Consider the following 26,274-nt stretch of genomic DNA (forward strand, 5'->3'; position numbering starts at 1 on the left):
TATTCCCATTCGGTTCACCCCGTACCGGCCGCGAGGCAGGCTCGGAGTGAAACCCCTTGGGGTATGGTGTAATTGGCAACACTACGGTTTCTGGTTCCGTCATTCTAGGTTCGAGTCCTGGTACCCCAGCTCTGGTTCACGGCAACGTGGGCCGATTCGGAGAAATCCCGCCTTCACGGTAAGGTTTCTTCTCGTGCCGAGTCCGCTTGGCACCGCTCACGGCCCCGTTGTGTAGCGGCCTAGCACGCCGCCCTCTCAAGGCGGTAGCGCGGGTTCGAATCCCGTCGGGGCTACGTGATGCTCGAGAGAGCAGAGGAAGACCCCGGTCCACACGGACCGGGGTCTTCCTGCATGTCAGGGGGCCCGCGGTCGGCCCACCTATGCTGACGCTCGTCTTGGGCACGCCGAGCAAGCAGCAGCCGCATGACCGCACCGACCGTCGTCGCCCCTCCGGCGGTCACCGCCCGACACCGGTCGTGGCGACCGGCGCTCGGCACTCCGCGCCGGGTCTTCGACCCGACGTTCTCGGGGGTCGGCCTCACCGTGGCGGCGTGGTTCTTCGCGCTGTCCCTGCTGCCTTCGCTCCTGCCGCGTGGCGCGATGGCGCAAGGGGTGGCCTCCGGTGTCACCGTGATGATCGGCTACGGCATCGGCGCCGGCACCCAGGCCATCTGGCGCCACCTGGGGATCCCCAGCGTGCGCGGGCGCGCCCGCCGCGTCCTCGTGGCGATCTTCGTGGGGCTCGGCCTCTGGGCGGCGGTCTTCACCGGCTGGCGCCAGGTCGGCTGGCAGAACGAGATCCGCACCCTCTACGGCATGGTCGGCCACGGCCAACCTCGAGTCGTGGGTCGCCGTCACGAACCCACCCGACTGGACTCCCGAGCAGACGGCGGCGCTGTCGTCCGTCCTCGAGAAGCGCCCCTACAAGGACGCCTGAGCATCGTCCCTGCGGGACTGGAGGCCGGCCCGCGCCAGGTCGCGCAGGGAGGCTCCGGGCAGGTACGCCGACGTGAGCGCGAGCCCGATGCGCGGGAGCGCGGCCTCGTCGGGGAAGACGAGGTAGACCGGCTCGTGCCTGGGCCGGAACTTCTGCTTGAAGCTGTCGAGCGACCGGAAGCCGTAGAGGGGCTCCATCGCCTCACCGAGCTGGTCGAGCAGTCGCTCCAGGGCGGCCCGCTCGACCGTGCCGTCGCCGGAGTGCGCCAGCGGGGCACCCGAGAGGGAGACGAACGACGCGCCCTGCTCACGGAAGGACAGGCAGGCGCTCGCGATGAGGAACTCGGTCACGGGCCGGAAGCCATCGGGCAGCCGGCGCATGACGTCGAGCGTCCACCCGCGGACCTCACCGCCCGGGGAGTGGACCGGCAGCCAGGACGTGACACCGTGCACCGTCATGTCGGCGTCGACGGCCAGCCCGACCCGGGTGTCGGGGTCGAGGGCCTCGTCGACGCCCCCGAGCGTGAAGCCCATCTCTGGCAGGCCCTTGTCGGACACCCAGAGCTCGGAGATGGCGCGCACCTGCGTCAGCAGGCCCCTCGGCATCTCGGCGAGCCGCCCCTCGCGGTAGGTGATCCCGTCCTTCGTGGCGCGGTTGAGGGCCGTGCGGACGCTCTGCCAGGACTTGCCCTTGAACTCGAGCCCGGGCAGGTCGATGATCGCCTCCTCGGCCACGAGCACGTCGCGGCGGCTGTGGGACTCTCCCCAGTCGGCGACCTCCTGCGTCACGGAGAAGAAGCACACGATGAGACCGTGCGTCTCCTGCTCGTCGACGAACCCCTGCAGCACCACGGCGCGCGTCGGGGCGTCGGCCGCGACGGGGTCCCCCAGGGCGATGGCCGTGCCCCGGTGGACCTGGAACGCGACGTAGCCCACGGGCGCGCCGGACGGGTCCCGGTGGACGTACCAGTGGTTGTCGGGCCAGGTACCCATCCACGACATGGTCGTCCCGCCGTGCTCCTTGAGCAGGCTGACCGCGATGTCACGGTCGTCGGCCCCGGTGGCCAGCTGGGCGCGCCGCTTGCGGCGTGACCGGGCCTGGAAGGCGGAACGGCCGAGCACGAGGACGGCGAGCTGCAGCACAGTGATGAGCACGCTGAGGACGAGCTCCGGGATGGAGGTCGCGACCTGACCGTCGCCGTTGAGCTGCTCGGGGGCCACGATCTCGACGACGATGAGCAGCGACTGGGCCAGGAGGGAGAGGGTCGCGAGGCCGCCCGCGAGGAACCACACCCGACGCGACCCTCGCCGTAGACCGTCGGCCAGCAGGAGCGAGATCGCCGCGCTGATGAGGACGCCGAACGCGTCCGTGTCGTCGGACGTCGCGCCGAGCGGCCCGTCGGACGGGGTGAAGTAGAGCAGGATCTGCACGAGCGCGCTGACGACGTAGAAGGTCGACGACACGACCCTCCACTCGTGTCGGCTGAAGCGTGGCAGCGCGAGCGAGGGCCGGCGGCCGAGCAGGACCGGCCCGAGGGCGAGCCCGACCGAGATGCCGATGGCGTGCTCGAGGTCCCAGAGGCGACCGACGTAGAGCAGGGCCACGACCGCGTAGAGCGACACGACGGCTCGCAGGCGCCCACGCCAGGGCGGGGTCAGGGTGGCGCTCGCCGCAGCGACCGCGCCGAGGGCGCCCGCGCTGAACCCCGCGTCGAGCTCCGCGGCGAGGCGGGCGGCCCACTCCCATCCGGTGTCGCCGACGACGAGCAGGAAGAGCGAGGCGAGCAGGACGCCGGCCAGGTGGGTGGTGGTGGCGGCGACGGCGACCCGACGGGTCCCGAGCCGCCACTCCGACCAGCCGACCATGAGCAGGGCGCCGCCGGCCACGGGGAGGTACTGCGCCGGGGTGAGCGCGAAGAAGGCGCCCGTGACAGGGGTCCACCAGCGGCCGTCCTGGAGGGCGGGGAGGCCGTAGGCCACGTGGTGGAGCAGGTCTCGGTCCTCCAGCGCGCTCCACAGCGTGCTGGTCGCCACCCCGACGAGGAGCATGGTGCCGACCACCGCGAGCGTGAAGGGCAGGCGGCGGGCGAGGGCGAGAGCTCGGGCCGCGCGATCCGGGTCCGAGTCGTGGTCGGTCGAAGCTGTCGTCACGCGCGGGGCCCCTTCCCGGGTCTCCGGTCCGCGGTGGACCTGGTGCGATGCTAGTGCGCGGGGCTCGTCGCAGGCCCGCGCGACGCCGGGGGCCCGGGTCCGAGTCGCCGGGCACTCACCGACTCCTGCGCCACGCGGCGCAGTGCGAGCAGCACCGGGTCGGTCAGGACGGTGCCGACGATCGCGTAGCGCAGGGCCTCCTCCGGTGGGGCCGAGGCGAGAGAGGGGGCGACGTCCGTCTCGGCGACGGAAAGCATGGCCCGCTGCCACGTGGCCAGCGTCGCGTCGTCGATGCTCCACCCGGCGGCGCCGGCGGCCGTGAGCGCCTGGGCGAGCTGGTGGCCGGCGGGGGAGTGCTCGCACCCGGGTGGGCCGAGGGCGCGCACCCGGTCGAGGGCCTCCGGTGTCGGGTCCGCGGCTGCGACGTGGGGGCGAAGCGCCTCGTGGGCTGCGCCGAGGAGCTCGTGCCGGCTGGCCGGCGGCTCGTCGAGGGACCGGACCACCTCGCGCACCCGGTCGATCGAGAGACGGCCCACGTCGACGAGAGTGCGCACCAGGCGGACCCGGTCGACGTGGCTCGCGTCGTAGGTCGCACGCGTGGCGCCCTGCGCCTCGCCGGCGTGGAGCAGGCCCTCGCGCAGGTAGTACTTCAGCGTGGGGATGCTGACGCCGGTGCGTTCGGCCAGCTCTGAGATGCGCATGGGAGTTCCTCCTTGACTTTGGATAGTATGACTGTCCAAACTTGGATAGCATCACTATCCGAGAGGCGTGTCATGACCGGCTTCGTCCACACCAGCCACACCCACGACGGCGACCTCGCCGTCTTCCTCATCGGGATGCGGGTCAACCACCCCTGGCGCCCCGACCTCTGGGGCCCGGTGTTCGCCGCCATGCCCGGCCTGCTCACCGAGCTGTATGCCGCCAAGGCCGCCGCGGCGCGGGGGGAGGGTCCGGACCTCGGCTTCCTCGAGGCCCGCACCCTCATCGGGGCACGAGGCCCCACGCTCGTGCAGTACTGGCGCGACGTCGAGTCCGTGTACGCCTATGCCAACGACCCCGAGCGCCGCCACCGACCCGCGTGGACGGCGTTCTACCGCCGCAGCCGCAGGGCCACCGGCGCCGTCGGCATCTGGCACGAGACGTATGCCGTGCCGGCCGGCGCGCACGAGAGCCTCTACGTCGGGATGCCGCCCACCGGGCTCGGCAAGGCCTTCGGCCTGACCGAGGACCGCAGCCGACGCCGGCACGCCCGGATCGCCCGGCGCGACGTCGCCGCCGGCGGCACGACTCCGGAGGGCGCCGTCAGCTGAGCTCGCGCAGCCCGGGGAGCACGTCGGCCGAGAACTGCTCGAGGAACCGGCCCTGGTCGTGGCCGGGTGCGTGGAAGACGACGTGGTTGAAGCCCCACCTGACGTACTGCCGCACGGCGTCGACGGCCTCGGCCGGGTCGCTCGTCACGATCCAGCGCTTGGCGATCTCCTCGTCGGACAGCTCGTCGGCCAGGCGCTCCATCTCGACCGGGTCGTCGACGCCGTGCTTCTGCTCGGCGCTGAGCGACAGCGGCGCCCAGAAGCGCACGTTGTGCAGGGCCTGCTCGGCATCCCGGTCGTAGGACAGCTTGATCTCGATCATGCGGTCGATGTCGTCGCGGGTGCGGTCCGACTTGGCCAGTCCCTCGTCGACAGCGGGCAGCAGCTTGTCCTCGTAGAGCTCGCGGCCCTTGCCGGAGGTGCAGATGAACCCGTCACCCGACCGGCCGGCATACCTCGCGACGAGGGGGCCGCCGGCGGCGACGTAGACGGGGATCGGCTGTTCTGGGCGGTCGTAGACCGTCGCCGCGTGGGTCCGGTAGTAGTCACCCTCGAAGTCGACGCGCTCCTCGGTCCACAGCCTCCGCATGAGCGTCACGGCCTCGCGCAGCCGCGCGAAACGCTCCTTGAACTCCGGCCACGGGGAGCCGGCGGCGCCGACGGCGACCTCGTTGAGGGCCTCTCCGGTGCCGATGCCCAGGACGATGCGGCCCGGGTTGAGCGCGCCGAGCGTGCCGAAGGCCTGCGCCACGACCGCGGGGTTGTAGCGGAACGTCGGCGTCATGACCGACGTGCCGAGCTGGATCCGCTCCGTGCGCTCGCCGGCCGCCGCGAGCCAGCTCATCGCGAAGGGGGCGTGCCCCTGCTGGTGGCGCCACGGCTGGGAGTGGTCGGAGATGAAGGCCGAGTCGAGCCCGACCTGCTCGGCCCGGGTGGCCAACGTGACGAGGTCGCGCGGACCGAACTGCTCCGCGGACGCCTTCCAACCAACCTTGAGCACACCGACTCCTTCGGGCCGTGGGGGAGTGACCCCGTCAGCCTACGACCGGCCGCTCCGGGCGCTCCGGGCGCTCCGGACGCGTCACCAGTGGACGACGACCTTGTCGCCGATGCGGACCTCGCCATAGAGCTGGACGAGCAGCGGCTTGTTGCGCACGTTGACGCAGCCGTGCGAGGCGCCGGTGTAGCCGAGGCGGGCGAAGTTCGAGGAGTAGTGCACCGCCTGGCCGCCCGAGAAGAACATCGAGTACGGCATGGGCGTGTGGTACAGGTTCGAGATGACGTCGACCTTTTTGAGGTAGACGGAGAAGACGCCCTCGCGGGTGGGCAGCTCGTCGCTGCCGAAGCGCACGTCGAAGCCGTACTGCGGTACGCCGTCGACGACCCAGGTGAGGTGCCTGGTCGACTTGCTGACGCACATGACGCGACCGGTCAGGCAGCGCTCGTCGACGTCCCAGCTCATCGATCCGGTGGGCTCGGCCGGCTTCGGCTTGACGTTGGCGAGCTCGTCGGCCGTCGGGCGGTGCGTCATCGAGACCAGCTTGTCCCACGTCCGCTCGTCGAGGGTGCCGGTGGCGTCGAAGCCGCGCTTGGCCTGGAAGCCGCGCACCGCGGCGGTCGTCCTCGAGCCGTAGCGGTCGCTGACGTCGCCGTCGAACCAGCGCAGCTGGCGCAGCCGCGCCTGCAGGGAGCGCACCTTGGGGCCGGTGTCGCCGGCGCGGAGCACGATGACGGGCACCGGGGTGGGCTTCGGCTCGACGGTCGGCTTGGCCGTCTGCGCGGGAGCCGTCGGCGTGACGGTGGTCGGGGTCGACGAGGGGGTGGCGCTCGACCCCACGGTGGGGGTCCCGGTGGTGGTCTCGGCGGCCTGCTCGCTCGTCGTCGGGGCTGGCGTGCCCGACGAGCTGGACCCCACGACGGCCTCGTTGACGTCGGTGCCCGCCACGCCCGTGCCCTGGTCCGGGCCGCAGGCCGTCGTCGCGGCCACGAGGGCGACGGCGGCGCTCACCAGGAGGGCGCGGCGCTGGCCGCCCGAGGTCCGTCGCCTCGGGGGCGACTGGAGCGGCGAGGTGGCTGTCTGCATCGTGACCCCTTGTCCGGAATGCGACGTGCCGTGCGACGGTGCACTGCACTGAGGGTGACGCGAACACCCCCGGAAAGGTTGTCCGAGACGGGGTGTGGATCCGGATCGTGACCGATCCGTTGTGCACGGCCGGCCGGTCCCGACGACGTTGTCGGGAGGCGAGCGGGTCAGGAGGGGTCAGGCGTTGTGCTGTTGCTGTTGCTGCTGCTGCATCGCGTGGTGGCGACGCAGCACCTCGGTCAGCTTGTTGGCGCCGGCGACGACCGTCGCGGCGTGCAGCCGACCGGGCTGGCGCGAGAGGCGCTCGATGGGTCCGGAGATCGACACCGCGGCGACGACGCGACCCGACGGGCCGCGTACCGGCGCGGAAACCGAGGCGACCCCGGCCTCGCGCTCGGCGACGCTCTGGGCCCACCCGCGGCGGCGGACGCCGGACAGCGCGGTCGCCGTGAAGGCCGCGCCCTGGAGGCCGCGGTGGAGCCGGTCGGGCTCCTCCCACGCGAGCAGCACCTGTGCGGCCGAGCCGGCCAGCATCGACAGCGTCGCGCCCACCGGGATCGAGTCGCGCAGGCCGACGGGCCGTTCGGCGGCCGCGACGCAGATGCGCTGGTCGCCCTGGCGGCGGAAGAGCTGCGCGCTCTCGTTCGTGTGGTCGCGCAGGGCGCCGAGCACCGGGCCGGCGGCCGCGAGCAGCCGGTCCTCACCGGCGGCCGAGGCGAGCTCGCCGAGGCGCGGGCCCAGCACGAAGCGTCCCTGCATGTCACGCGAGACGAGGCGGTGGTGCTCGAGAGCGACCGCCAGACGGTGGGCCGTGGGGCGGGCGAGCCCGGTGGCTCCGACGAGCTGGGCGAGGGTGGCCGGACCGGCCTCGAGGGCGCCGAGCACCGTGGCGGCCTTGTCGAGAACACCGACCCCTGAAGAGTTGTCCATGCACTGATACTGACGTCTCAGGCACTGAGACGTCAATCCACCGGGCCCACAAAAGGTCCACGCTGACGGAAGAGCGATGTCGCGACCAGGTCCTTGATGGCGCACGCGCTCGACCACCGGAAACGCCGCCGCGGAGGGAAGTCAGAGGGAAGTCATGGCAGGGACACTCGCCGAGAAGGTCTGGGACGCGCACGTCGTCCGTCGCGCCGAGGGGGAGCCCGACCTCCTCTACATCGACCTCCACCTCCTCCATGAGGTCACCAGCCCTCAGGCGTTCGACGGGCTGCGCCTCGCCGGCCGGCCCGTGCGTCGACCCGACCTCACGCTCGCGACCGAGGACCACAACGTCCCCACGACGCCCGGCCCGATCACCGACCCCGTGTCGAAGATCCAGGTCGAGACGCTCCGTCGCAACTGCGAGGAGTTCGGTGTCCGCCTCTACCCCATGGGTGACGCCGACCAGGGCATCGTGCACGTCGTCGGCCCCCAGCTCGGCCTGACGCAGCCGGGCATGACGGTCGTCTGCGGCGACAGCCACACCTCGACCCACGGCGCCTTCGGGGCGCTCGCCTTCGGCATCGGCACGTCCGAGGTGGAGCACGTGCTCGCCACCCAGACCCTGCCCCTCAAGCCCTTCAGGACGCTGGCCGTCAACGTGCGCGGCGCGCTGCCCGAGGGTGTCACGGCCAAGGACATCGTCCTGGCCGTCATCGCCAAGATCGGCACCGGCGGTGGCCAGGGCTACGTCATCGAGTACCGCGGCGACGCCATCGAGGCGCTGTCGATGGAGGCCCGGATGACGGTCTGCAACATGTCGATCGAGGCCGGCGCGCGCGCCGGGATGATCGCGCCCGACCAGACGACGTTCGACTACCTCCGGGGGCGCCCGCACGCCCCGACCGGCGCCGACTGGGACGCCGCGGTCGCCGAGTGGACCGCGCTGCGCACCGACGACGACGCCGTCTTCGACGCCGAGGTCGACCTCGACGCGTCCGCCCTGACCCCCTTCGTCACGTGGGGGACGAACCCGGGCCAGGGCCTGCCGCTCTCCGCCTCGGTGCCCGACCCCGAGGAGTTCGCCGACGAGAGCGACCGGCTCGCCGCAGCCAACGCCCTGGCCTACATGGGCCTCGAGCCGGGCACGCCGCTGCGCGACATCAAGGTCGACACGGTCTTCGTCGGCTCGTGCACCAACGGCCGCATCGAGGACCTCCGCGCAGCGGCCACCGTCGTCCAGGGCCACCGCGTCGCCGACGGAGTCCGCATGCTCGTGGTCCCCGGATCGGCCAAGGTGCGCCTGCAGGCCGAGTCCGAGGGTCTCGACAAGGTCTTCACCGAGGCCGGCGCCGAGTGGCGCCTCCCCGGCTGCTCGATGTGCCTCGGGATGAACCCCGACACCCTCGCCCCGGGCGAGCGCAGCGCCTCGACCTCCAACCGCAACTTCGAGGGGCGGCAGGGCAAGGGAGGCCGCACCCACCTCGTCAGCCCGCTCGTCGCGGCCGCCACCGCGGTCCGGGGCACCCTGTCGAGCCCTGCCGACCTCGAGACCGCCGGCCGACCGCAGGGCGAGCTGGCATCCGCCACCACCGGAGAGGCCTGAGCCATGGACGCGTTCGAGACCCACACCGGCGTCGGTGTCCCGCTGCGACGCAGCAACGTCGACACCGACCAGATCATCCCCGCCGAGTACCTCAAGCGCGTGACGCGCACGGGCTTCGAGGACGGGCTCTTCGCCGCCTGGCGCAAGGACGAGTCCTTCGTCCTCAACAACCCGGTGTACGCCGACGGCTCGGTCCTCGTGGCCGGTCCCGACTTCGGTACGGGGTCGAGCCGCGAGCACGCGGTGTGGGCCCTGATGAACTGGGGTTTCCGGGTCGTCATCAGCTCCCGCTTCGCCGACATCTTCCGGGGCAACAGCGGCAAGCAGGGCCTGCTCACCGCCATCGTGTCGCAGGACGACGTCGAGCTGATCTGGAAGTACCTCGAGAACAGTCCCGGTGCCGAGATCACGGTCGACCTCGTGGGCCGCACGGTCCACGCCGGCGAGATCGTGGCACCCTTCGAGATCGACGACTACACCCGCTGGCGGCTGCTCGAGGGCCTCGACGACATCGGCCTGACCCTGCGACACGAGGATCTCGTCGCGGATTTCGAGTCGCACCGCCCGAGCCACAAGCCGGTCACCACCCCGGCCTGACGGGCGGCCTCGCCGGCGCCCCTGAGACGTGTGATGGTCCACGGATCCCCTTGTCTGACAAGGGGATCCGATCCCATATCCGGACGATTCGGGCGCCGTCCATGGCGTCCCCCAGGCCCTCAGGATCCGCTCAGAACCCGTCAAACTCCTTGCGACACAACGAAAAACCCACCGACCGGTGATGGACGTGCCTCGCGCAGCGGCCTAACGTCAGGAGGTAGCCGGACCGGTTCCGGACGCTCATCGTCGGGTCGCCTGACGCCGACAGTCCTCTGGAGGGGAAGACGTGAACAAGGCAGAACTGATCGACGCGCTCGAGATCAAGCTCGGTAGCAAGAAGGTCGCATCCGACGCGCTGGAGGCGTTCCTCGACGTCGTCATCCGCGAGGTCGCCAAGGGTGGCAAGGTCGGCATCACCGGCTTCGGCACCTTCGAGCGGGCCGACCGCGCCGCGCGCACCGGCCGCAACCCGAAGACGGGGGCGACCGTGAGGATCAAGAAGACCCGCGTCCCCAAGTTCCGTTCGGGCACGAACTTCAAGGAGGTCGTGTCGGGCGCCAAGAAGCTGTCGAAGACCGAGTCGGCCGCCTCGCGCGCCTCCGCCGGAACCTCGGTGGCCGCGGCTCCGGCCACGAGGACGACGGCGAAGAAGACGGCGACCAAGGCCGCTCCGGCCAAGGCTGCGGTGAAGAAGACGACGACGAAGGCCGCTGCGACGAAGGCGGCCCCAGCCAAGCGCGCCACGGCGACCAAGGCCGCTCCGGCCAAGGCTGCGGTGAAGAAGACCACGACGAAGGCTGCTGCGACGAAGGCGGCCCCGGCCAAGCGCGCCACGGCGACCAAGGCCGCTCCGGCCAAGGCTGCGGTGAAGAAGACGACGACGAAGGCTGCTGCGACGAAGGCGGCCCCGGCCAAGCGCGCCACGGCGACCAAGGCCGCTCCGGCCAAGGCAGCCGCGAAGAAGACGACGACCAAGGCCGCCGCAACCAGGACCACCGCCGCGAAGAAGACGACGACGGCCCGCAAGACGACCGCCCGGAAGACCGCCTCCAGGTGAGGCCGTGCGGCGCCCGGGGTCCGGGCGCCGCCGAACGTGACGTGGGTCCGGCCGGTCACGGCCGGGCCCACGTCACGTGTCAGCGGATGGGCTGCCCCGGGCCGACGCCCACGATGTGCAGGGCCACGACGTGGTCGTCGACGACCTCGACCGTGAGGCGCTGACCGAGACGCAGCAGGCGCAGGCCGCTCCCGTCGAACGCCGGTGCCTCGAACGGCAGCTCGACGCCGTCGTCGCGCAGCAGGCTGCCGGTGCGGGTCTCGGGGTCGAAGCGGTGGACGGTGGCCTGCATGCTCCTGATCCAACCAGATGCCCGGTGCTCGAGGACGCTCCGAGTGGCCGGCCCCAGCCCGAGCCGGCGCGCCCGCGACAGGCTCCGGGCGTCGTCGACGTCGGTGCGCAGGCGGGGGAGGGGCAGCTCGAGGCGCACCGCCCCGTCGGCCTCGTGACGAGCGGCGCTGTCGGTCCCGAACCGCGGGGTGAAGCCACGGCCGCAGCGCAGCACCGTCCCCGTCCCGTCTGCATCGGGGACGAACGACTCGTCGGCGCGCCCCGCGACCTCGAGGGCCGCCCGCAGTGATGCCGCGTCGAGCGACGGGACGTCGCCGAGCAGGGCGGCCACGCGAGCACCCGGCCCGGCCTGCCGCATTCCGGCGGACACGGCGTCGTTGAGCCCGCTGCCCGGGTCCGCGACGACGTGCACCCCACGCGTACGCCAGCGGTCCGCGAGGACCGCGTCGCTCGTGACGAGCACGAGGTGGTCGGGACCGACCGCCTCGAGGGCTGCGGCGAGGGTGTCCGACGCGATGGCGGCACTGAGGTCGGCGCGGTCCGAGCCGACGGCGCGGGCCAGGCGCGACTTGCCGTGGCTCGTGTCCTTGACGGGGACGACGACGTGCCAGTCGGTGGCCGGCGCGGCCGGGGGGCGCGGGTGGGAGGAGGTCGTCATGCTGGCGATATCGTCCCACTCGCCGCCTCGCTGCTCGACACCGCGCCGTGAGGTGGACAAGATGAAGCCCAGCCACGCCGACCAGCGTGCGCACGACGAGGAGGACGTGACAACGTGACAGCCGGCGCACCCAAGAGGCGGTTGCCGTTGGCCTACCGGCTCCTGGCCATCCTGCTCCGGCCGCTGCTGATGCGGATCACCAAGCGCGACTGGCGCGGGCTCGAGAATATCCCGGCCGAAGGGGGCTTCGTCGTCTCGACGAACCACATCTCCTACGCCGACCCGCTCGTCTTCGCGCACTTCATGTTCGACAGCGGGCGCGAGGCCTACTTCCTCGGCAAGGACAGCCTCTTCGCCATCCCCGTCGTCGGCTGGCTCCTCAAGAAGTGCGGCCAGATTCCCGTCTACCGCAACTCGGCCGCGGCGGCCGGCGCCTACCGGGCCGCCGTCGACGGCGTGCGTGCCGGCAAGGCGCTCGGCATCTTCCCCGAGGGCACCATCACGCGCGACCCCGACCTGTGGCCGATGCGCGGCAAGACCGGGGCCGCCCGCGTGGCGCTCGAGACGCGCTGCCCGCTCGTGCCGGTGGCCCAGTGGGGCGCCCAGGAGATCCTGTCGCCCTACGGCCACAAGCCCTCACTCTTCCCACGCAAGACGATGATGATGTACGCCGGTCCGCCCGTCGACCTGTCCGACCTCTACGACCGCCCCATCGACGCCTTGGTGCTGCGCGAGGCCACCGACCGGCTCATGGACCGCATCACCGAGCTGCTCGAGGTGCTCCGGGACGAGAAGCGTCCGACCGAGCGCTTCGACCCGCGCAGCCACGGCGTCCCCGAGATCGGTGACCCGCTCAAGCACCACGAGATCGGGCGGGCCAAGCGTCACCGTGGCGGCGACGGGAGCCCGTCGTGACGACGCGCGTCGCCGTCATGGGCAGTGGCAACTGGGGGACGGCCTTCGGCATGATCCTCGCCGACGCCGGGTGCGACGTCTCGATGTGGGCCCGTCGCGGCGAGGTCGCCGACGCGATCAACGCCGGCCGCAACGAGGCCTACCTGCCCGAGCTCGAGCTGCCGTCGGCGGTCCGCGCCACCGTCGACCCCGGGCAGGCCCTGCACCGGGCCGACGTCGTCGTCCTGGCCGTACCGTCGCAGACGCTGCGCGACAACCTGACCCAGTGGGGCGGCTCCATCCCCGCCGACGCCCCGGTCGTGTCGCTCATGAAGGGCGTCGAGCTCGGGACGACGATGCGGATGAGCCAGGTCATCGCCGAGGCCGCCGACATCGGGACCGACCGCATCGTCGTCGTGTCCGGCCCCAACCTCGCGCCCGAGATCGCCCGTCGCCAGCCGGCCGCGGGCGTCGTCGCGTGTCGTGACATGGCGACAGCCGAGCGCGTCGCCAGCGCCTGCGCGACGCCGTGGTTCCGGCCCTACACCGATACCGACGTCATCGGCGCCGAGGTGTGCGGGGCGACGAAGAACGTCGTCGCCCTCGCGTCCGGCATGGCCGAGGGGATGGGCTTCGGCGACAACACGAAGGCCACGATCATCACGCGCGGCCTCGCCGAGACCACGCGCCTCGGCCTTGCCCTCGGCGCGCACCCACAGACCTTCATGGGCCTCGCCGGCGTCGGCGACCTCATCGCCACGTGCATGTCGCCGCTCTCGCGCAACCACAGCTTCGGCGTCCGTCTCGGGCGCGGCATGACCGTCGCCGAGGCGACCGCCGAGCTGCGCACGACCACCGAGGGCGTGAAGTCGTGCGAGTCGATCCTCACGCTCGCCGAGCAGCACGACGTCGACATGCCGATCTGCGAGCAGGTCGTCGCCGTCATCCGCGACGGGCACTCGGCGAGCGAGGTCGGGCCGCGCCTCATGTCACGCGACCTCAAGGCCGAGAAGCACTGAGGCCGTATGCCGTCCGGCCCGTCCGCGGGGTCCGTGGCCAGTGCGTCCGCCGTGCCGCGGCCGACCGACGACCGTTGGTGGGCGGCATACCCCATCTGTCGGCGGGTCGGGCGGCGTGTCGTGGCTCCTTTGCGACCGAGGGTCGTCGGTCGGGGCCTGACCACGATGACCCCGCGGGTCAGGCGCGGTCCAGCGCCTGGGACAGGTCGGCCCACAGGTCGTCGACGTGCTCGATGCCCACCGAGAGCCGGAGCAGGTTGACGGGGACCTGCTCGGACTCGGAGGGGTGACGGCGGCGGCGCTCGAGCTGCGACTCGACGCCGCCGAGACTCGTCGCGTGCAGCCAGAGACGCGTCGAGGCGCAGACGCGCTCGGCGGCGTCCGCCCCGCCCACCACGTCGATCGAGACCATCGCCCCCGACCCGGGGTAGCGGACGCGTTCGACGGACGGGTGTCCCTCGAGGCGACGGGCGAGCTCGGCTGCGCTGGTGCACGCCCGCTCGAAGCGCACCGACAGCGTCCGCAGGCCACGCAGCGCGAGGAAGACCTCCATCGGCCCGGCGATCGCCCCGTGCAGGGTGCGATGGCGACGCAGGCGTTCGCCGATCCCGGCGCCCCGCTCGGTGTCGGCGACGACGGTCGCGCCGAGCACGACGTCGCTGTGGCCCGAGAGGTACTTCGTCACGGAGTGCACGACGACGTCGGCGCCGAGCGAGAGCGGCCGGCACAGCAGGGGGGTCGAGAGCGTGTTGTCGACGACGCTCGTCACGCCGAGGTCGCGCGCACGGGCGAGGACGACGTCGAGCTCGGTGACGTCCATGAGCGGGTTCGTCGGCGACTCGAGCCAGAGGAGGTCGGCCGTCTCGAGGGCGGCGAGGAAGCCGGCCGTGTCGGTGGCGTGGACCCGCACGACCGAGCCGCCGGCCTTCTCGTGCGCCACGAGCAGGTCGCCGGTGCCGTTGTACGTCGTGTCGGGGGCGACGACCGTGCCGCCGGGAGCCACGAGGGAGAGCGCCGCCGAGATGGCTCCCATGCCGGACGCGTGCACGAGGGCGTGGCCACCCTCCAGCCCGCCCAGGGCCTGCTCGAACGCGGTCCACGTCGGGTTGCCCGAGCGGGCGTAGTTGACGGGGCCGTCCGCGGCATACGTCGACGTCAGCTCGACGGCGACGTTCGCGGGCGAGCCGGGGGAGCGCTCGGGGCGTCCCGACGCCACGAGGAAGGTGTCGACGTGCAGGTGCTGCGATTCCGCTTCGGTGCCCACGCCCTCAGGGTACGAGCGGCCCCCACGGTCTTCGATAGAGTCTCGTCTGATGACCACGGACCAGCCCCAGCCCGACCTGCCGAGCCGCCCCCGCGTCGCCATCGTCTTCGGAGGACGCTCCTCTGAGCACGCGGTCTCCTGCGCCACCGCCGCCGGGGTGCTGCGCGCCATCGACCGCGGCAAGTACGACATCATCCCGATCGGCATCTCCCGCGACGGGCAGTGGGTCCTCGCCGCCGACGAGCCCAGCCGCTTCGAGCTGACGGCGGGCCGCACGCCCGAGGTCGAGCCGAGCGCCGCCCACGTCGTCCTGCCGCTCTCGACGCGCGAGAGCTCGCTCACCTCGCTCGAGGCCGGCCGGCCGCCGCAGGAGCTCGGCCAGGTCGACGTCGTCTTCCCCCTGCTGCACGGACCCTTCGGCGAGGACGGCACGCTCCAGGGCTTCCTCGAGCTCTCGGACGTCCGCTACGTCGGCTCCGGCGTCTTCGCCTCGGCCGCGGGCATGGACAAGCACTACATGAAGGTCGTCTTCGCCGGCCACGGACTGCCCGTCGGGCCGTATGCCGTCATCACCGACCGCGCGTGGCGCACCGACCCCGCTGCCGCCATGGACGCCTGTGCCGGACTGAGCTACCCGCTCTTCGTCAAGCCCGCCCGCGCCGGCTCGTCGATGGGCATCACCCGCGTCGACGACCCCGCCGACCTCGAGGCCGCCATCGAGGTCGCGCGTGAGCACGACCCCAAGGTCCTCGTCGAGGCCGGCATCGCCGGCCGCGAGATCGAGTGCGCGGTCCTCGAGGGCCACGGCACCGCCGGGCCGCGCACCTCCGAGGTGGGCGAGGTCGCGGTGCACGACAACCACGGTTTCTACGACTTCGAGGCGAAGTACCTCGCCGAGGCCGACGTCGACCTCTCGTGTCCCGCCGACGTGCCGGAGCAGATCTCCAAGGAGGTCAGGCGGCTCGCCGCGGAGGCCTTCGAGGCGCTCGGCTGCGAGGGCCTCGCGCGCGTCGACTGCTTCTACACCGACGAAGGCCGGGTCCTCGTCAACGAGATCAACACGATGCCGGGCTTCACGCCGCACTCGATGTACCCGCGGATGTGGGCGGCCTCGGGCCTCGACTACCCCGACCTCATCGACGAGCTCATCGCGCTCGCGCTCGAGCGTCGCACCGGCCTGCGCTGAACCCGCTCTGAACCCGCTCTGACCCCGCGCCGACCCGGTGGACCGCGCTGACCGCGGGACGGGCCACACGGCATACGGCCTCAGGAACAGTGGCGCCCGTTGGCGGGGAGGGTCTTCGCGACCTCGGTGAAGGCCGGCAGGAGCAGCGGCACCGCGCCGTAGGCGCCGGGCGCCAGCACCTCGATGGCCGGGTCGCGGCCGTAGGTCGTCGCGGCGGACCCGTCGGTGAGCGGGCGCACGACCCAGTCGACGCCGTCGACGGTGACGCAGTCGTCGGTGGTCGGCCCGAGCGGGTCGAGGCCGCAACGGGCGATGATCGCCGGGTCGCCCCACGCGGCCGCCGAGCCGTCGTCGGGCTCTGTCGGGACCCGCGCGTGGCCGCTGACCTCACCCGGCCACGCCGCCGACGCGCACACCGGTGCCGACGCCTGGGGCGCCAGGGCCACCTCGGGGGCGCGGTTGCACGCAGACAGCACGACGGCGGCGCCGATGAGCGCCGCCGTCGTGAGGTGCGGGTGTCCGGTCAGGGGGCCGGCCTCAGACGTGGACGACCGTGCAGGTCAGGGTCCGGGTGATGCCGGGGACGTCCTGGAGCTTGGCGATGACGAGACGACCGAGGTCGTCGACGTTGGAGGCCTCCACCCGGGCGATGACGTCGTAGGGACCCGTGACGTCCTCGGCGAGAGTCACGCCCGAGATCCCGGCGATCGCCTCCGCCACACTCGCGGCCTTGCCGACTTCGGTCTGAATCAGGATGTAGGCCTGGACCACGTGTCACCTCACTGTGTGTCGATCGTTGGACGGCCGTGCACGGGCGCGCAGCCCGGGCTCGACCGGTCGGAACGGCAGGTCCCAGTGTGACTGCGACCGTGCCCTGACGCTACCTTGCCATGGGGCCTCGCGTCCCATGGAAACCGGGGCCCGAGACGGCCGTGAGCCGAAAGGGTGAGTGATCCGTGCCGAACGCGCAACGGCTCGAGCGCGGGCCGATGATGACGGGCGGGACCCCCCTGCGCGACCTCGACGAGGACGAGCTGCTCGGGCGCATCCTGCCGTCCTTCCCGGGCACCGACGAGCTGCTCGTCGCCCCGGGCGACGACGCCGCCGTGCTGCGCACGTCGGAGCGCACGATCGCCACTACCGACACCGTCGTCCTGGGACGTGACTGGCTCGACGCGTGGTCCTCGGGCGCCGACATCGGTCACAAGGTCGTGGCGCAGAACCTCGCCGACGTCGCGGCCATGGGCGGGCGGCCCACCGGGATCCTCGTCACCCTCGTCGCCGACCCCGAGCTGTCGCTCGAGTGGGTGCTCGACCACGTCCGCGGCCTGGCCGAGGCGTGCGCCGCCGCCGGCGTGGCCGTGCTCGGCGGGGACCTGTCGTCCGCACCGGCCGGGGTCGTCATGGTCTCGGTCACCGCGCTCGGCCGCCTCGACGGCGAGCCGGTGCTCCGCTCGGGGGCGAGGGCCGGCGACGTCCTCGCCGTCCACGGCTCCCTCGGTCTCGCCGACGCCGGCCTGCGCCTGCTCCGGGCCGACGCCGTCGAGCGGCACCCGGTCGCGGTCGCGCGTCAGCGGCGTCCCCAGCCCCCGCTGGCCGCAGGGCCCGAGGCGGCGGCGTCCGGGGCGACCGCCATGCTCGACCTCAGCGACGGCCTGCTGCGCGACGGGGGCCGGATCGCGCGGGCCAGCCACGTCGTCATCGACCTCGACCCCCCGGCACTGGCCGCCGACGTGGACGCTCTCACCGAGGCGCTCGGGGCCGAGGCGGCGCTCGACTGCGTGCTCGCAGGCGGTGAGGAGCACTCGCTGCTCGCGACCTTCCCGCAGGGGCTGGTGCCCGACGGGTGGCGGGTCATCGGGTCCGTCCGGGCTCCGGGGGACGACGAGTCGGCCGGCATCCTCGTCGGTGGCCACGTCGTGACCCACACCGGGTGGGACCACTTCCGGGGCGCCTGACCGGGATCGCCGTCTCCCGGGTCTGCCACGGGCGCGGGCTCGCGCAGCCCCTGCGCCGGGGCGACAGCAGGTGCGCGATCACGCGCACGACGAGGTATGCCGTACGCCAGGTCGCGTGCGGCCCAGGCCGGCCGGGTGGGTGGGTCGTGCGAGGTACGACAAAGGCCGGCCCCCTCGGGGACCGGCCTTCAGCGTTGGTGAGGGACGTTCAGCGAACGACCTTGCCCGCCTTGAGGCAGGAGGTGCAGACGTTGAGTCGCTTCGGCGTCACACCGTCCACCAGCGTCCGAACGCGCTGGATGTTGGGGTTCCAGCGGCGCTTGGTGCGGCGGTGCGAGTGCGAGATGTTGTGACCGAAGCTCGGTCCCTTGCCGCAGACGTCGCAGTTGGCAGCCACGGGTATCTCCTGAAATTCGATGTTGACGAAGTGCTGAGCTCCACCACTGAATCGGGGCAGACGCACGAGGGCGCGCGTCACCCCGCAGTCACGGGGGGAACCGGTAAAGCGTAGCCGACGAGTTGCTCGGACGACAAAACGGCGAGAGCGGGCCGCCGAGCCCGCGTCACGCGAAGGCGCGGGCCGCGTCGACGAGCGGTGCGGCATACGCCGGCCCGTGCGACGCGGCGTGCACGGCGAGGGGATGCAGCTGGTGCAGCGGGACGAGCTCGCGCCACCCCGGTGCGAGGCCGGCAGCCTCCTCGTAGGCGGCGCCGACGCGGTCGAGGCCCGGGCAGCCGAAGAGGGCCAGCATCGCGAGGTCGGTCAGGCCGTGCCCGCCGTGCGCGGCCGGGTCGATGAGGACCGCGCCGTCGGTCGTGAACAGGACGTTGCCCGACCACAGGTCGCCGTGGATGCGCGCCGGCGGTCGCTCGTCGTCGAGGTCCCCCGACGCCAGGCGGTCGCAGACCCGGTCGACCACGCGTGCCGCGGCCGCGTCGAGGTGCCCGCGGTCGAGGGCGCGGCGCACGAAGGGCCGCACGCGCTGCTCGGCGTAGAACAGGCCCCACGCCGCCGTCGGCTCGTTGCTCTGCGGCTGCCGGCCGATCCAGGCGTCGCCCGTCCAGCCGGCCGGGGGAGATCCAAAGGACGGCGCGCCCAGGCCGTGCGTCACGGCGAGCCCCCGCCCCAGGCCCTCCGCCGCGTCGGCCGTGGGAAGTGCGGGTCGCAGCCGGGCGAGGTCGATGTGGTCGGGGCCGACGTCCCGGACCTCGACGACGCGGGCGCCGCCGAGGCGTTGCGCCTCCCCGAGCCAGCGCAGCCCGGCCGCCTCGACCTCGAAGAAGCCGGAGGGGGCTGCGGGCCACGACTTGCGGTGGTGGGCGGTGGCGGCGCTCGACACGGCGCCCACGGTAGTCGCCCGGGTCGTGGACGGAGCCCTGTGGGCGCCCGCCGTGCGCCCACGCCGCTGGCCCGGGCGTGGGAGTGGTGCATGCGACCGTCTGGACGAGGCGCTAGCCTGCCGAGCATCGGCGAGCCCGATCCCACCGGCCGATGGACAAGCACGACGAGCAGGAGGTCCGATGCCCGGCGCAGCGCCGCCGCCCGACGGGCCGCTCACCCTGCTCGATCTCGTCGCGGTCCGCCGGTGGGCCGTGCTGACCCGGTCGCTCTTCGCGGCCCGCCGCGCCGAGATCGACGCGCTCAACGTCTTCCCGGTCCCCGACGGCGACACGGGCACGAACCTCTACCTCACCTTCGACGGAGCGGTCGAGCGCACCCTCGCCACCGCCGACGTGACGACCGCCGACGCCCTCCTCGCCGTCTTCGCCCGACACCTGCTCTGGACCGCCCGGGGCAACTCGGGCGTCATCCTCAGCCAGCTGGCCCGCGGCCTCGCCGAGGGCTGCGCAGGCGTCGCCGAGATCGACGGCCGGGTCCTCGCCGAGGGCCTCCAGCACGCCGAGCAACGCGCTCGCCAGGCCGTGACGGACCCCAAGGAGGGCACGATCCTCACGGTCGCCCGGGCGATGGCCGAGGCCGCCGCGCACGCCGCCGGGTCCCTGACACCGGGGCCGTATGCCGCGTCCGACGACGGCCGTGACCTCGACGCGGGTGCCCCCGCGGCAGGCGAGGGGCCCGTGAGCGTGCACGTCGTCGCGCTCGCGGCGTTGGAGTCCGCCCGTGTGGCGCTCGAGCACACGCCCGAACAGCTCGAGGTGCTCGCCCGCGCCGGTGTCGTCGACGCCGGGGGAGCCGGGCTCGTCGTGCTGCTCGAGTGTCTCGAGAGGGTCTGCGCCGGTCAGCGGGCCCGGTCGGGGGCCGACGCCTCGGACCGCCGCTCCCGGCGCCGACCCGACCCCCAGAGCGCGGCCCTCAGCGCGGCGCGACCGCCCGGTGGCGTCGAGGTCGAGGGCATCCCGGAGTTCGAGGTGATGTACCTCCTGCGCGACTCCGACGACGCCGCCGTGGACGCGCTGCGCTCCCGCCTCGTCGAGCTCGGCGACTCGGTGCTCGTCGTCGGCGGGGACGGCGAGTGGAACGTCCACGCCCACGTCGACGACGCCGGCGCGGCCGTCGAGGCGGGCATCGAGGCCGGCCGACCCCATCGGGTGCGCATCACGCGCCTCACCGACGAGCACGGGCACGACACGCGCGTGCCACGCGGCGACCGCGCCGGCACCTGGGCGGCGGGGGGTGCCGCGATCGTCGCGTGCGCCTCCGGCGTCGGCCTCGAGGGACTCTTCGAGGACGCCGGTGCGGTCGTCGTCCGGTCGGGCCCCGGGCGCCGGGCCTCGACCGGGGGTCTCATCGACGCCATCCGCACGCAGCACGCGCGAGGCGCTTCCGGTGTCGTGGTGCTGCCCAACGACGGCGACACGCTCCTGGCCGCCGCGGCCGCGGTGCGAGCCGTCGCCGACGACGGCATCGAGGCCCACCTCGTCCACGTGCGCACCGCCGTCCAGGGCATCGCCGCCCTCGCGGTCTTCGAGCCGACCGCGGCGGCGTCTGCCAACGTCCTGGCGATGCAGGCGGCGGCGAGCGCCACGCGGCACGGCGCCGTCACGGTCGCCAACCGGGCCGCGCTCACGAGCGGCGGGCCGTGCGAGGCGGGTGACGTGCTCGGCGTCGTCGACGGCGACGTCGTCATCGTCGGCTCCGACCAGCTGGCTGTCTCCCGTGAGGTCGTCCAGCGGCTGCTCGCGAGCGGCGGCGAGCTCGTCACCATCGTGGCCGGTGTCGATGCGCCGGACGGCCTGCTCGAGGCCGTCACGGCCGAGGCGCGCAGCGCCCACCACGGCATCGAGGTGTCGATCATCGACGGTGGGCAGGCCGTCTACCCGGTGCTGCTGGGGGTGGAGTGAGGTGGCGGTGCTCACCGAGGACTCGCCGCTGAGCAAGCTCGTCAAGAAGAACGAGGCCGAGCAGCTGGCCCGCACCAAGGGTCTGCTCAGCGTCGCCGACCTCTTCGAGTTCGTGCCCCGGCGCTACGTCCGCCCCGGGCAGCTGACCGACCTCTCCTCGCTCCACGTCGGTGAGGACGTCCTCGTCGTGGCCGAGGTCAAGAAGGCCACGTCGCGGGCCATGCGCAACCGGCGCGGCAAGATGCTCACCGTAGTCATCGGCGACGACCTCGGCCACGAGCTCGACGTCACGTTCTTCAGCGCCTACGGCCACGAGGGCAAGCTCCAGCCGGGCGTACGCGGCTTCTTCGTCGGGCAGATCGGCGCCTACGGCCACCGCCTCCAGCTGACCCACCCCGAGTACGAGCTCTTCGACGACGACGCCCAGGGCGAGGCCGCCGTCGAGTGGTACCGGACGCACCGTGTGCCGGTCTACTCCACGACCGGGAAGATGAACTCCCTGCGCCTGCGCAAGCTCGTCCAGACCGCCCTCGACACCGTCGACCGCATCCGCGAGCCCGTCCCCGACGACGTACGCGCGGCGCGCGGTCTCGTCGACCGTGCGGTCGCGCTCGAGCTCGTCCACCGCCCGGCCGTCGACGACCAGCCCGCCCGCGGTCTCGACCGGCTCAAGTACGACGAGGCGTTCGTCCTCCAGACGATCCTCGCCCAGCGCCGCAAGGCCGCCGAGTCCGAGCTCGCGACCCCGAGGCCCCCTCGGCCGGGCGGGCTCCTGGCCGCCTTCGACGCGCGCCTGCCCTTCGAGCTCACGACCGGCCAGCGCGAGATCGGCGAGGTGCTCGCGGCCGAGCTTGCCTCCGACCGCCCGATGCACCGGCTCCTGCAGGGGGAGGTCGGCTCGGGCAAGACGGTCGTCGCGCTCCGGGCCATGCTCGCCGCCATCGACGCGGGTGGCCAGGCCGCCCTGCTCGCCCCCACCGAGGTCCTGGCCGCCCAGCACCACCGGTCGATCACGGCGATGCTCGGCGACCTCGCTCAGGGCGGGATGCTCGGCGGCTCGGAGTTCGGCACCACCGTGGCCCTGCTCACCGGCAGCCAGAACGCCGGTACCCGCCGGCGGTCCCTGCTCGACGCGGCGTCGGGCGAGGCCGGCATCGTCGTGGGCACGCACGCCCTGATCCAGAAGCACGTCCAGTTCGCCGACCTCGCGCTGGTCGTGGTCGACGAGCAGCACCGCTTCGGTGTCGAGCAGCGTGATGCCCTGCGCGAGAAGGGGATCCGTCCACCTCACGTGCTGGTCATGACAGCGACCCCCATCCCGCGCACCGTCGCGATGACCGTGTTCGGGGACATGGAGACCTCCACGCTGCGCGAGCTGCCCCGCGGGCGCTCGCCCATCACGACGCACGTCGTCGACGCCGACAAGCCCGGCTGGGTCGACCGCACCTGGCAACGCGTGGCCGAGGAGGTCGCCAAGGGTCACCAGGCGTACGTCGTGTGCCCCCGCATCGGCGACGTCGACGACGAGACGGCACTCGCCTCCGGCGGCGCTACCAGCTCACGCGACACCTCCGACGAGGACGCCGGCTGGGACGCGCACTGGGAGGGTGACGACGGCGACGCCGAGGAAGACGCACCCGCGCGCGAGCTGACCGGCGTCTACGCGATGCTGAGCACCCTGCGCGCCAACCCCGCCCTCGACGGCCTGCGCATCGGCGTGCTGCACGGCCGGCTCGACCCCGACGCCAAGGACGCCACGATGCGTGCCTTCTCGGACGGCGAGATCGACGTCCTCGTCGCCACGACGGTCATCGAGGTCGGTGTCGACGTGCCGAACGCCTCCGTCATGGTCGTCGTCGACGCCGACCGTTTCGGCATCTCGCAGCTGCACCAGCTGCGCGGCCGCGTGGGTCGTGGCGCCGTGCCCGGCCTCTGCCTGCTCATGACCCAGGGCGCCGGGGAGCGTGCGGCCGAGCGCCTCGACCAGGTCGCCGCGACGACCGACGGTTTCGAGCTGGCCCGCGCCGACCTGCTGCTGCGCCGGGAGGGCGACGTGCTCGGAGCCCGGCAGAGCGGCCGCGGCAACTCCGTGCGTCACCTGCGCCTCGGCCGGCTCGAGGACGAGCAGATCATCGCGGACGCCCGTGAGGACGCGTTCGCGCTCGTCGACGCCGACCCCGGGCTGCGCGAGCACCCGGCGCTCGCGGCCGCCGTCGCGATGCGTCTCGACGAGGAGCAGGCCGTATGGCTCGAGCGGGGCTGACATGACGCGGATCATCAGCGGCACGGCGGGCGGGCGCCGCCTCCAGACCCCACCGGGGTCCTCGACCCGTCCCACGTCCGACCGCGTCCGGGAGGCGCTCTTCAGCCGGCTCGAGCACCGTGGCCTCATCGAGGGTGCGTCCGTCCTCGACCTCTACGCAGGGTCCGGCGCCCTCGGCCTCGAGGCTGCGAGCCGCGGCGCCGCCCAGGTCCTGCTCGTCGAGTCGCACAAGGCGGCCGCGAAGGTGATCCGCGCCAACGCCGTCGTCATCGGGCACCCGGGCGTCCGGGTCCTCGCCGACACCGTGGAGCGGGCGCTCGCCGCCGGGCCACCCACCGGCCTCCGCTTCGACCTCGTGCTGGTCGACCCGCCCTACGACGTGACCGAGGACGCCCTGGCGGCCGTGCTCGCCGCGCTCGTCCAGCACCAGTGGCTGGCGCGCGAGGCGTTCGTCGTCGTCGAGCGCTCGAGCCGGTCACCGCAGCCGACGTGGCCCGACGGGCTCGAGCTGTCGGGCGAGAAGCGCTACGGCGAGACCGCCATGTGGTTCGCCGAGCCGCCACCGAGCGAGGTCGTCGCGTGAGGTTCACGCGACGGCTGCGGGCCGACCGGTAGGTTGGCCGCGTGACGAGCGAAGCGCGCCGCTGTGTCTGCCCCGGCTCCTACGACCCGATCACCAACGGTCACGTCGACGTGGTGACCCGGGCGAGCAGGCTGTTCGACGAGGTCGTCGTGGCGATCCTGCACAACCCGAGCAAGCACGGCACGTTCGGCGTCGACGAGCGCACGGCGCTCATCGAGCAGTCCCTGGGGCACCTGCCCAACGTCCGCATCGGCGCCTGGGCCGGGACGCTCGTCGTCGACGTGTGCCGCGAGGTCGGGGCCGCGACGATGGTCAAGGGGCTGCGCGGCGGGACCGACTTCGCCTACGAGCTGCCCATGGCGCACATGAACCACCACCTCACCGGCGTCGAGACCCTGTTCATCGCGGCGGACCCCACGCTCCAGCACGTCTCGAGCTCGCTCATCAAGGAGGTCGCGCGCTACGGCGGCGACGTCAGCGGCCTCGTCCCCGACCCCGTCCTCGCCGCGCTCCACGACCGCTTGGGCTGATTTGGGCGCACGGCGCGCCTCTAGTAGCCTTGGAGGTCGGTCCACGTCCGTCTTGGCGCGGACCGAATCCTCAACTGTGCGCAGGAGTCATGGACCGTCCCGATCCCCGTTCTCCTCTGGTGCTCGACACCAGAGAGCTTGTTCGGCGACCGGGCACGATGCACGAGATCTCGCGCACGGCGACGATGCCCGACGACCTCGGAACCGACGTCATCTCGATCAAGGCCGGCCAGCCGGTCCAGGTCGAGGTGCGCCTCGAGTCCGTCGTCGAAGGTGTCCTCGTCACGGGTTCGGTCAGTGGCACGGCGACCGGCGCCTGCGTGCGGTGCCTGGATCCACTCGAGCTCGATGTCGAGGGGACCTTCCAGGAGCTGTTCGCCTACGCCGACCGGGCGGCGCACCACCACCAGGTGGGAGCCGACTCGGACGAGGACGAGGTGCACGAGCTGGTCGGTGACCTTATCGACCTCGAGCCCGTGCTCCGGGACGCTGTCGTACCGACGCTGCCGTTCCAACCGGTGTGTCGGCCTGACTGCCCCGGGTTGTGTTCCGAGTGTGGGATGCAGCTCGCGGAGGACCCGGACCATCATCATGAAGTGATCGACCCGAGGTGGTCGTCCCTCAGCGGACTGCTGGGGAACGACCCGCAAGAGAAGAGGAACTGACGTGGCTGTCCCGAAGCGGAAGATGTCGCGCTCCAACACCCGTTCGCGTCGTGCGAACTGGAAGGCAACGCCGACGACGCTCACCACGTGCCCCCAGTGCGGTGCGGCGACCCAGCCGCACATCGCGTGCCCCTCGTGTGGCACGTACAAGGGCCGTCACTACGCCGCTGCCGAGCGCACCGAGCACCAGGCCTGATCACCCCGTGAGCAGCCCCGTGAGCAGCCTTGGTGCTGGGGGTGTTCCGGCGGTGCCGCAGCGGCCCGTCGATGCTCTGATCGCCCACCTCCGCGAGGTGGTCGGCCAGGACATCGACGAGCCGCTGCTGCTGCGTGCCCTGACGCACCGGTCGTACGCCTACGAGAACGGCGGCCTGCCCAACAACGAGCGCCTCGAGTTCCTCGGCGACTCCGTGCTGGGCCTCGTGGTCACCGAGTCGCTCTACCGTGAGCACCCCGACCTCGCCGAGGGGCAGCTGGCCAAGCTGCGCGCCGCCGTCGTCAACATGCGGGCGCTCGCCGACGTCGCGCGGGTCTTCGACCTCGGGCAGTACGTCATGCTCGGCAAGGGCGAGGAGGCCACCGGCGGCCGCGACAAGGCCTCGATCCTGGCCGACACCCTCGAGGCGCTCATCGGCACGGTGTTCCTGTCGACCGACATCGACTTCGCCGCACGCTTCGTGCACCACCACTTCGACCCGCTCATCGAGGAGGCCGCCACGCTCGGGGCCGGACTCGACTGGAAGACGAGCCTGCAGGAGATGGCGGCCGGCTCCGCGCTCGGGTCGCCCGAGTACCGCGTCAGCGAGCAGGGGCCCGACCACGAGAAGGAGTTCCACGCCCGCGTCGTCGTCGGCGAGGAGGTCCTCGGCGAGGGACGCGGTCGCTCGAAGAAGGAAGCCGAGCAGAAGGCCGCCAAGGAGGCGTGGCACACGCTCGACGACCGTCGCAGCACCGCCGCCACGACGGCCACCGCGGGCTCGACGCAGGCCTGAGCCG

At 72.6% G+C, this 26,274-nt stretch carries 26 protein-coding genes, 2 tRNA genes and 1 pseudogene; 18 read left to right on the plus strand and 11 right to left on the minus strand.

What is annotated here, in order from left to right:
* Positions 1-57 precede the first annotated feature (57 nt).
* From ASD90_RS08030 to ASD90_RS24535, 3 genes and pseudogenes are all read left to right on the plus strand, one after another.
* Positions 58-129: transfer RNA gene (locus ASD90_RS08030), tRNA-Gln, on the plus strand.
* A gap of 91 nt (positions 130-220) precedes the next feature.
* Positions 221-293, plus strand: a tRNA-Glu gene (locus tag ASD90_RS08035).
* 130 nt (positions 294-423) lie between these two features.
* Positions 424-825: pseudogene (locus ASD90_RS24535) on the plus strand (alpha/beta-hydrolase N-terminal domain-containing protein); the annotation flags it as partial.
* A 96-nt stretch (positions 826-921) separates the two neighbouring features.
* Here the strand turns inward: ASD90_RS24535 and ASD90_RS08040 are convergent.
* Both ASD90_RS08040 and ASD90_RS08045 read right to left on the minus strand, forming a co-directional pair.
* Complete coding sequence (locus tag ASD90_RS08040) at positions 922-3,087, minus strand: bifunctional lysylphosphatidylglycerol flippase/synthetase MprF (RefSeq protein WP_056753746.1); 2,166 nt, start codon at positions 3,085-3,087, stop codon at positions 922-924.
* 50 nt (positions 3,088-3,137) lie between these two features.
* Positions 3,138-3,788: a MerR family transcriptional regulator gene (locus ASD90_RS08045; protein ID WP_056753749.1), complete on the minus strand. Its 651-nt coding sequence runs from the start codon at positions 3,786-3,788 to the stop codon at positions 3,138-3,140.
* Positions 3,789-3,860: 72 nt separating this feature from the next.
* Between ASD90_RS08045 and ASD90_RS08050 the strand changes: the two genes are divergently transcribed.
* A complete protein-coding gene (locus ASD90_RS08050; protein WP_056753751.1) occupies positions 3,861-4,397 on the plus strand; it encodes a DUF4188 domain-containing protein in 537 nt (178 codons plus the stop codon).
* Here ASD90_RS08050 and fgd read toward each other — a convergent pair.
* The 3 genes from fgd to ASD90_RS08065 form a co-directional block, all read right to left on the minus strand.
* Entirely contained in the window at positions 4,390-5,397 is a 1,008-nt protein-coding gene (gene fgd, locus ASD90_RS08055; protein WP_056753754.1) for a glucose-6-phosphate dehydrogenase (coenzyme-F420), read from the minus strand. The two genes, ASD90_RS08050 and fgd, sit on opposite strands and share 8 nt — an antisense overlap.
* A gap of 81 nt (positions 5,398-5,478) precedes the next feature.
* Positions 5,479-6,480 carry a L,D-transpeptidase family protein gene (locus ASD90_RS22875; protein ID WP_082588540.1) on the minus strand — a complete coding sequence of 334 codons (1,002 nt, stop codon included), beginning with the start codon at positions 6,478-6,480 and terminating at the stop codon, positions 5,479-5,481.
* A gap of 177 nt (positions 6,481-6,657) precedes the next feature.
* Positions 6,658-7,410 (minus strand): IclR family transcriptional regulator, encoded by a 753-nt coding sequence (locus tag ASD90_RS08065; protein ID WP_020142814.1) that lies wholly within the window; start codon positions 7,408-7,410, stop codon positions 6,658-6,660.
* A gap of 154 nt (positions 7,411-7,564) precedes the next feature.
* On the opposite strand from ASD90_RS08065, the gene leuC reads away from it, so the two are divergent.
* The 3 genes from leuC (at position 7,565) to ASD90_RS08080 (ending at position 10,664) form a co-directional block, all read left to right on the plus strand.
* On the plus strand, positions 7,565-9,010 hold the full coding sequence (leuC, locus tag ASD90_RS08070; protein WP_056753758.1) for a 3-isopropylmalate dehydratase large subunit: 1,446 nt from the start codon (positions 7,565-7,567) through the stop codon (positions 9,008-9,010).
* Positions 9,011-9,013: 3 nt separating this feature from the next.
* Complete coding sequence (leuD, locus tag ASD90_RS08075; protein WP_056753761.1) at positions 9,014-9,607, plus strand: 3-isopropylmalate dehydratase small subunit; 594 nt, start codon at positions 9,014-9,016, stop codon at positions 9,605-9,607.
* Between the two features lie 286 nt (positions 9,608-9,893).
* Positions 9,894-10,664: an HU family DNA-binding protein gene (locus ASD90_RS08080; protein ID WP_056753763.1), complete on the plus strand. Its 771-nt coding sequence runs from the start codon at positions 9,894-9,896 to the stop codon at positions 10,662-10,664.
* Positions 10,665-10,743: 79 nt separating this feature from the next.
* Here the strand turns inward: ASD90_RS08080 and cofC are convergent, their stop codons facing one another.
* The gene (gene cofC / locus ASD90_RS08085) at positions 10,744-11,613 is read right to left on the minus strand and encodes a 2-phospho-L-lactate guanylyltransferase (protein ID WP_056753766.1); all 870 of its coding nucleotides are present in this window, start codon (positions 11,611-11,613) and stop codon (positions 10,744-10,746) included.
* 114 nt (positions 11,614-11,727) lie between these two features.
* Between cofC and ASD90_RS08090 the strand changes: the two genes are divergently transcribed.
* Both ASD90_RS08090 and ASD90_RS08095 read left to right on the plus strand, forming a co-directional pair.
* Positions 11,728-12,528: a 1-acyl-sn-glycerol-3-phosphate acyltransferase gene (locus ASD90_RS08090; protein ID WP_056753769.1), complete on the plus strand. Its 801-nt coding sequence runs from the start codon at positions 11,728-11,730 to the stop codon at positions 12,526-12,528.
* On the plus strand, positions 12,525-13,526 hold the full coding sequence (locus tag ASD90_RS08095; protein ID WP_235506427.1) for an NAD(P)H-dependent glycerol-3-phosphate dehydrogenase: 1,002 nt from the start codon (positions 12,525-12,527) through the stop codon (positions 13,524-13,526). The genes ASD90_RS08090 and ASD90_RS08095 overlap by 4 nt, the downstream gene beginning before the upstream one ends.
* Before the next feature lie 178 nt (positions 13,527-13,704).
* Here ASD90_RS08095 and ASD90_RS08100 read toward each other — a convergent pair whose 3' ends face one another.
* On the minus strand, positions 13,705-14,790 hold the full coding sequence (locus tag ASD90_RS08100) for a PLP-dependent aspartate aminotransferase family protein (protein ID WP_056753772.1): 1,086 nt from the start codon (positions 14,788-14,790) through the stop codon (positions 13,705-13,707).
* A 49-nt stretch (positions 14,791-14,839) separates the two neighbouring features.
* Between ASD90_RS08100 and ASD90_RS08105 the strand changes: the two genes are divergently transcribed.
* Positions 14,840-15,976: a D-alanine--D-alanine ligase family protein gene (locus ASD90_RS08105; protein ID WP_056753774.1), complete on the plus strand. Its 1,137-nt coding sequence runs from the start codon at positions 14,840-14,842 to the stop codon at positions 15,974-15,976.
* A gap of 80 nt (positions 15,977-16,056) precedes the next feature.
* On the opposite strand, the gene ASD90_RS08110 is transcribed toward ASD90_RS08105, so the two are convergent.
* Positions 16,057-16,452 carry a DUF3515 family protein gene (locus tag ASD90_RS08110; protein WP_056753778.1) on the minus strand — a complete coding sequence of 132 codons (396 nt, stop codon included), beginning with the start codon at positions 16,450-16,452 and terminating at the stop codon, positions 16,057-16,059.
* A 61-nt stretch (positions 16,453-16,513) separates the two neighbouring features.
* Positions 16,514-16,747 carry an Lrp/AsnC family transcriptional regulator gene (locus tag ASD90_RS08115; RefSeq protein ID WP_020142803.1) on the minus strand — a complete coding sequence of 78 codons (234 nt, stop codon included), beginning with the start codon at positions 16,745-16,747 and terminating at the stop codon, positions 16,514-16,516.
* 218 nt (positions 16,748-16,965) lie between these two features.
* Between ASD90_RS08115 and thiL the strand changes: the two genes are divergently transcribed.
* Complete coding sequence (gene thiL / locus ASD90_RS08120) at positions 16,966-17,934, plus strand: thiamine-phosphate kinase (RefSeq protein WP_082588541.1); 969 nt, start codon at positions 16,966-16,968, stop codon at positions 17,932-17,934.
* 208 nt (positions 17,935-18,142) lie between these two features.
* On the opposite strand, the gene rpmB is transcribed toward thiL, so the two are convergent.
* Positions 18,143-18,331: a 50S ribosomal protein L28 gene (gene rpmB, locus ASD90_RS08125; RefSeq protein ID WP_020142801.1), complete on the minus strand. Its 189-nt coding sequence runs from the start codon at positions 18,329-18,331 to the stop codon at positions 18,143-18,145.
* Positions 18,332-18,497: 166 nt separating this feature from the next.
* Positions 18,498-19,283: a fructosamine kinase family protein gene (locus tag ASD90_RS08130; RefSeq protein WP_056753781.1), complete on the minus strand. Its 786-nt coding sequence runs from the start codon at positions 19,281-19,283 to the stop codon at positions 18,498-18,500.
* A 172-nt stretch (positions 19,284-19,455) separates the two neighbouring features.
* Here ASD90_RS08130 and ASD90_RS08135 point away from each other — a divergent pair, with 172 nt between their 5' ends.
* The 7 genes from ASD90_RS08135 to rnc all read left to right on the plus strand — a co-directional run bounded on the left by ASD90_RS08135 (position 19,456) and on the right by rnc (position 26,270).
* Entirely contained in the window at positions 19,456-21,237 is a 1,782-nt protein-coding gene (locus tag ASD90_RS08135; protein ID WP_056753784.1) for a DAK2 domain-containing protein, read from the plus strand.
* Between the two features lies 1 nt (position 21,238).
* Complete coding sequence (locus ASD90_RS08140; RefSeq protein WP_056753787.1) at positions 21,239-23,500, plus strand: ATP-dependent DNA helicase RecG; 2,262 nt, start codon at positions 21,239-21,241, stop codon at positions 23,498-23,500.
* Position 23,501: 1 nt separating this feature from the next.
* Positions 23,502-24,083 (plus strand): 16S rRNA (guanine(966)-N(2))-methyltransferase RsmD, encoded by a 582-nt coding sequence (rsmD, locus tag ASD90_RS08145; protein WP_056753790.1) that lies wholly within the window; start codon positions 23,502-23,504, stop codon positions 24,081-24,083.
* A gap of 41 nt (positions 24,084-24,124) precedes the next feature.
* Complete coding sequence (gene coaD, locus ASD90_RS08150; protein ID WP_056753793.1) at positions 24,125-24,613, plus strand: pantetheine-phosphate adenylyltransferase; 489 nt, start codon at positions 24,125-24,127, stop codon at positions 24,611-24,613.
* 89 nt (positions 24,614-24,702) lie between these two features.
* Positions 24,703-25,278, plus strand: a complete 576-nt coding sequence (locus tag ASD90_RS08155; RefSeq protein ID WP_056753797.1) for a DUF177 domain-containing protein — start codon at positions 24,703-24,705, stop codon at positions 25,276-25,278.
* 1 nt (position 25,279) lies between these two features.
* Positions 25,280-25,474 (plus strand): 50S ribosomal protein L32, encoded by a 195-nt coding sequence (rpmF, locus tag ASD90_RS08160; protein ID WP_020142793.1) that lies wholly within the window; start codon positions 25,280-25,282, stop codon positions 25,472-25,474.
* A gap of 52 nt (positions 25,475-25,526) precedes the next feature.
* Positions 25,527-26,270, plus strand: coding sequence for a ribonuclease III (gene rnc, locus ASD90_RS08165; protein WP_056753800.1), 744 nt, complete (start codon positions 25,527-25,529; stop codon positions 26,268-26,270).
* The last annotated feature ends 4 nt before the right edge of the window (positions 26,271-26,274 follow it).

Source organism: Terrabacter sp. Root181, from assembly GCF_001428505.1.
GTDB lineage: Bacteria > Actinomycetota > Actinomycetes > Actinomycetales > Dermatophilaceae > Terrabacter.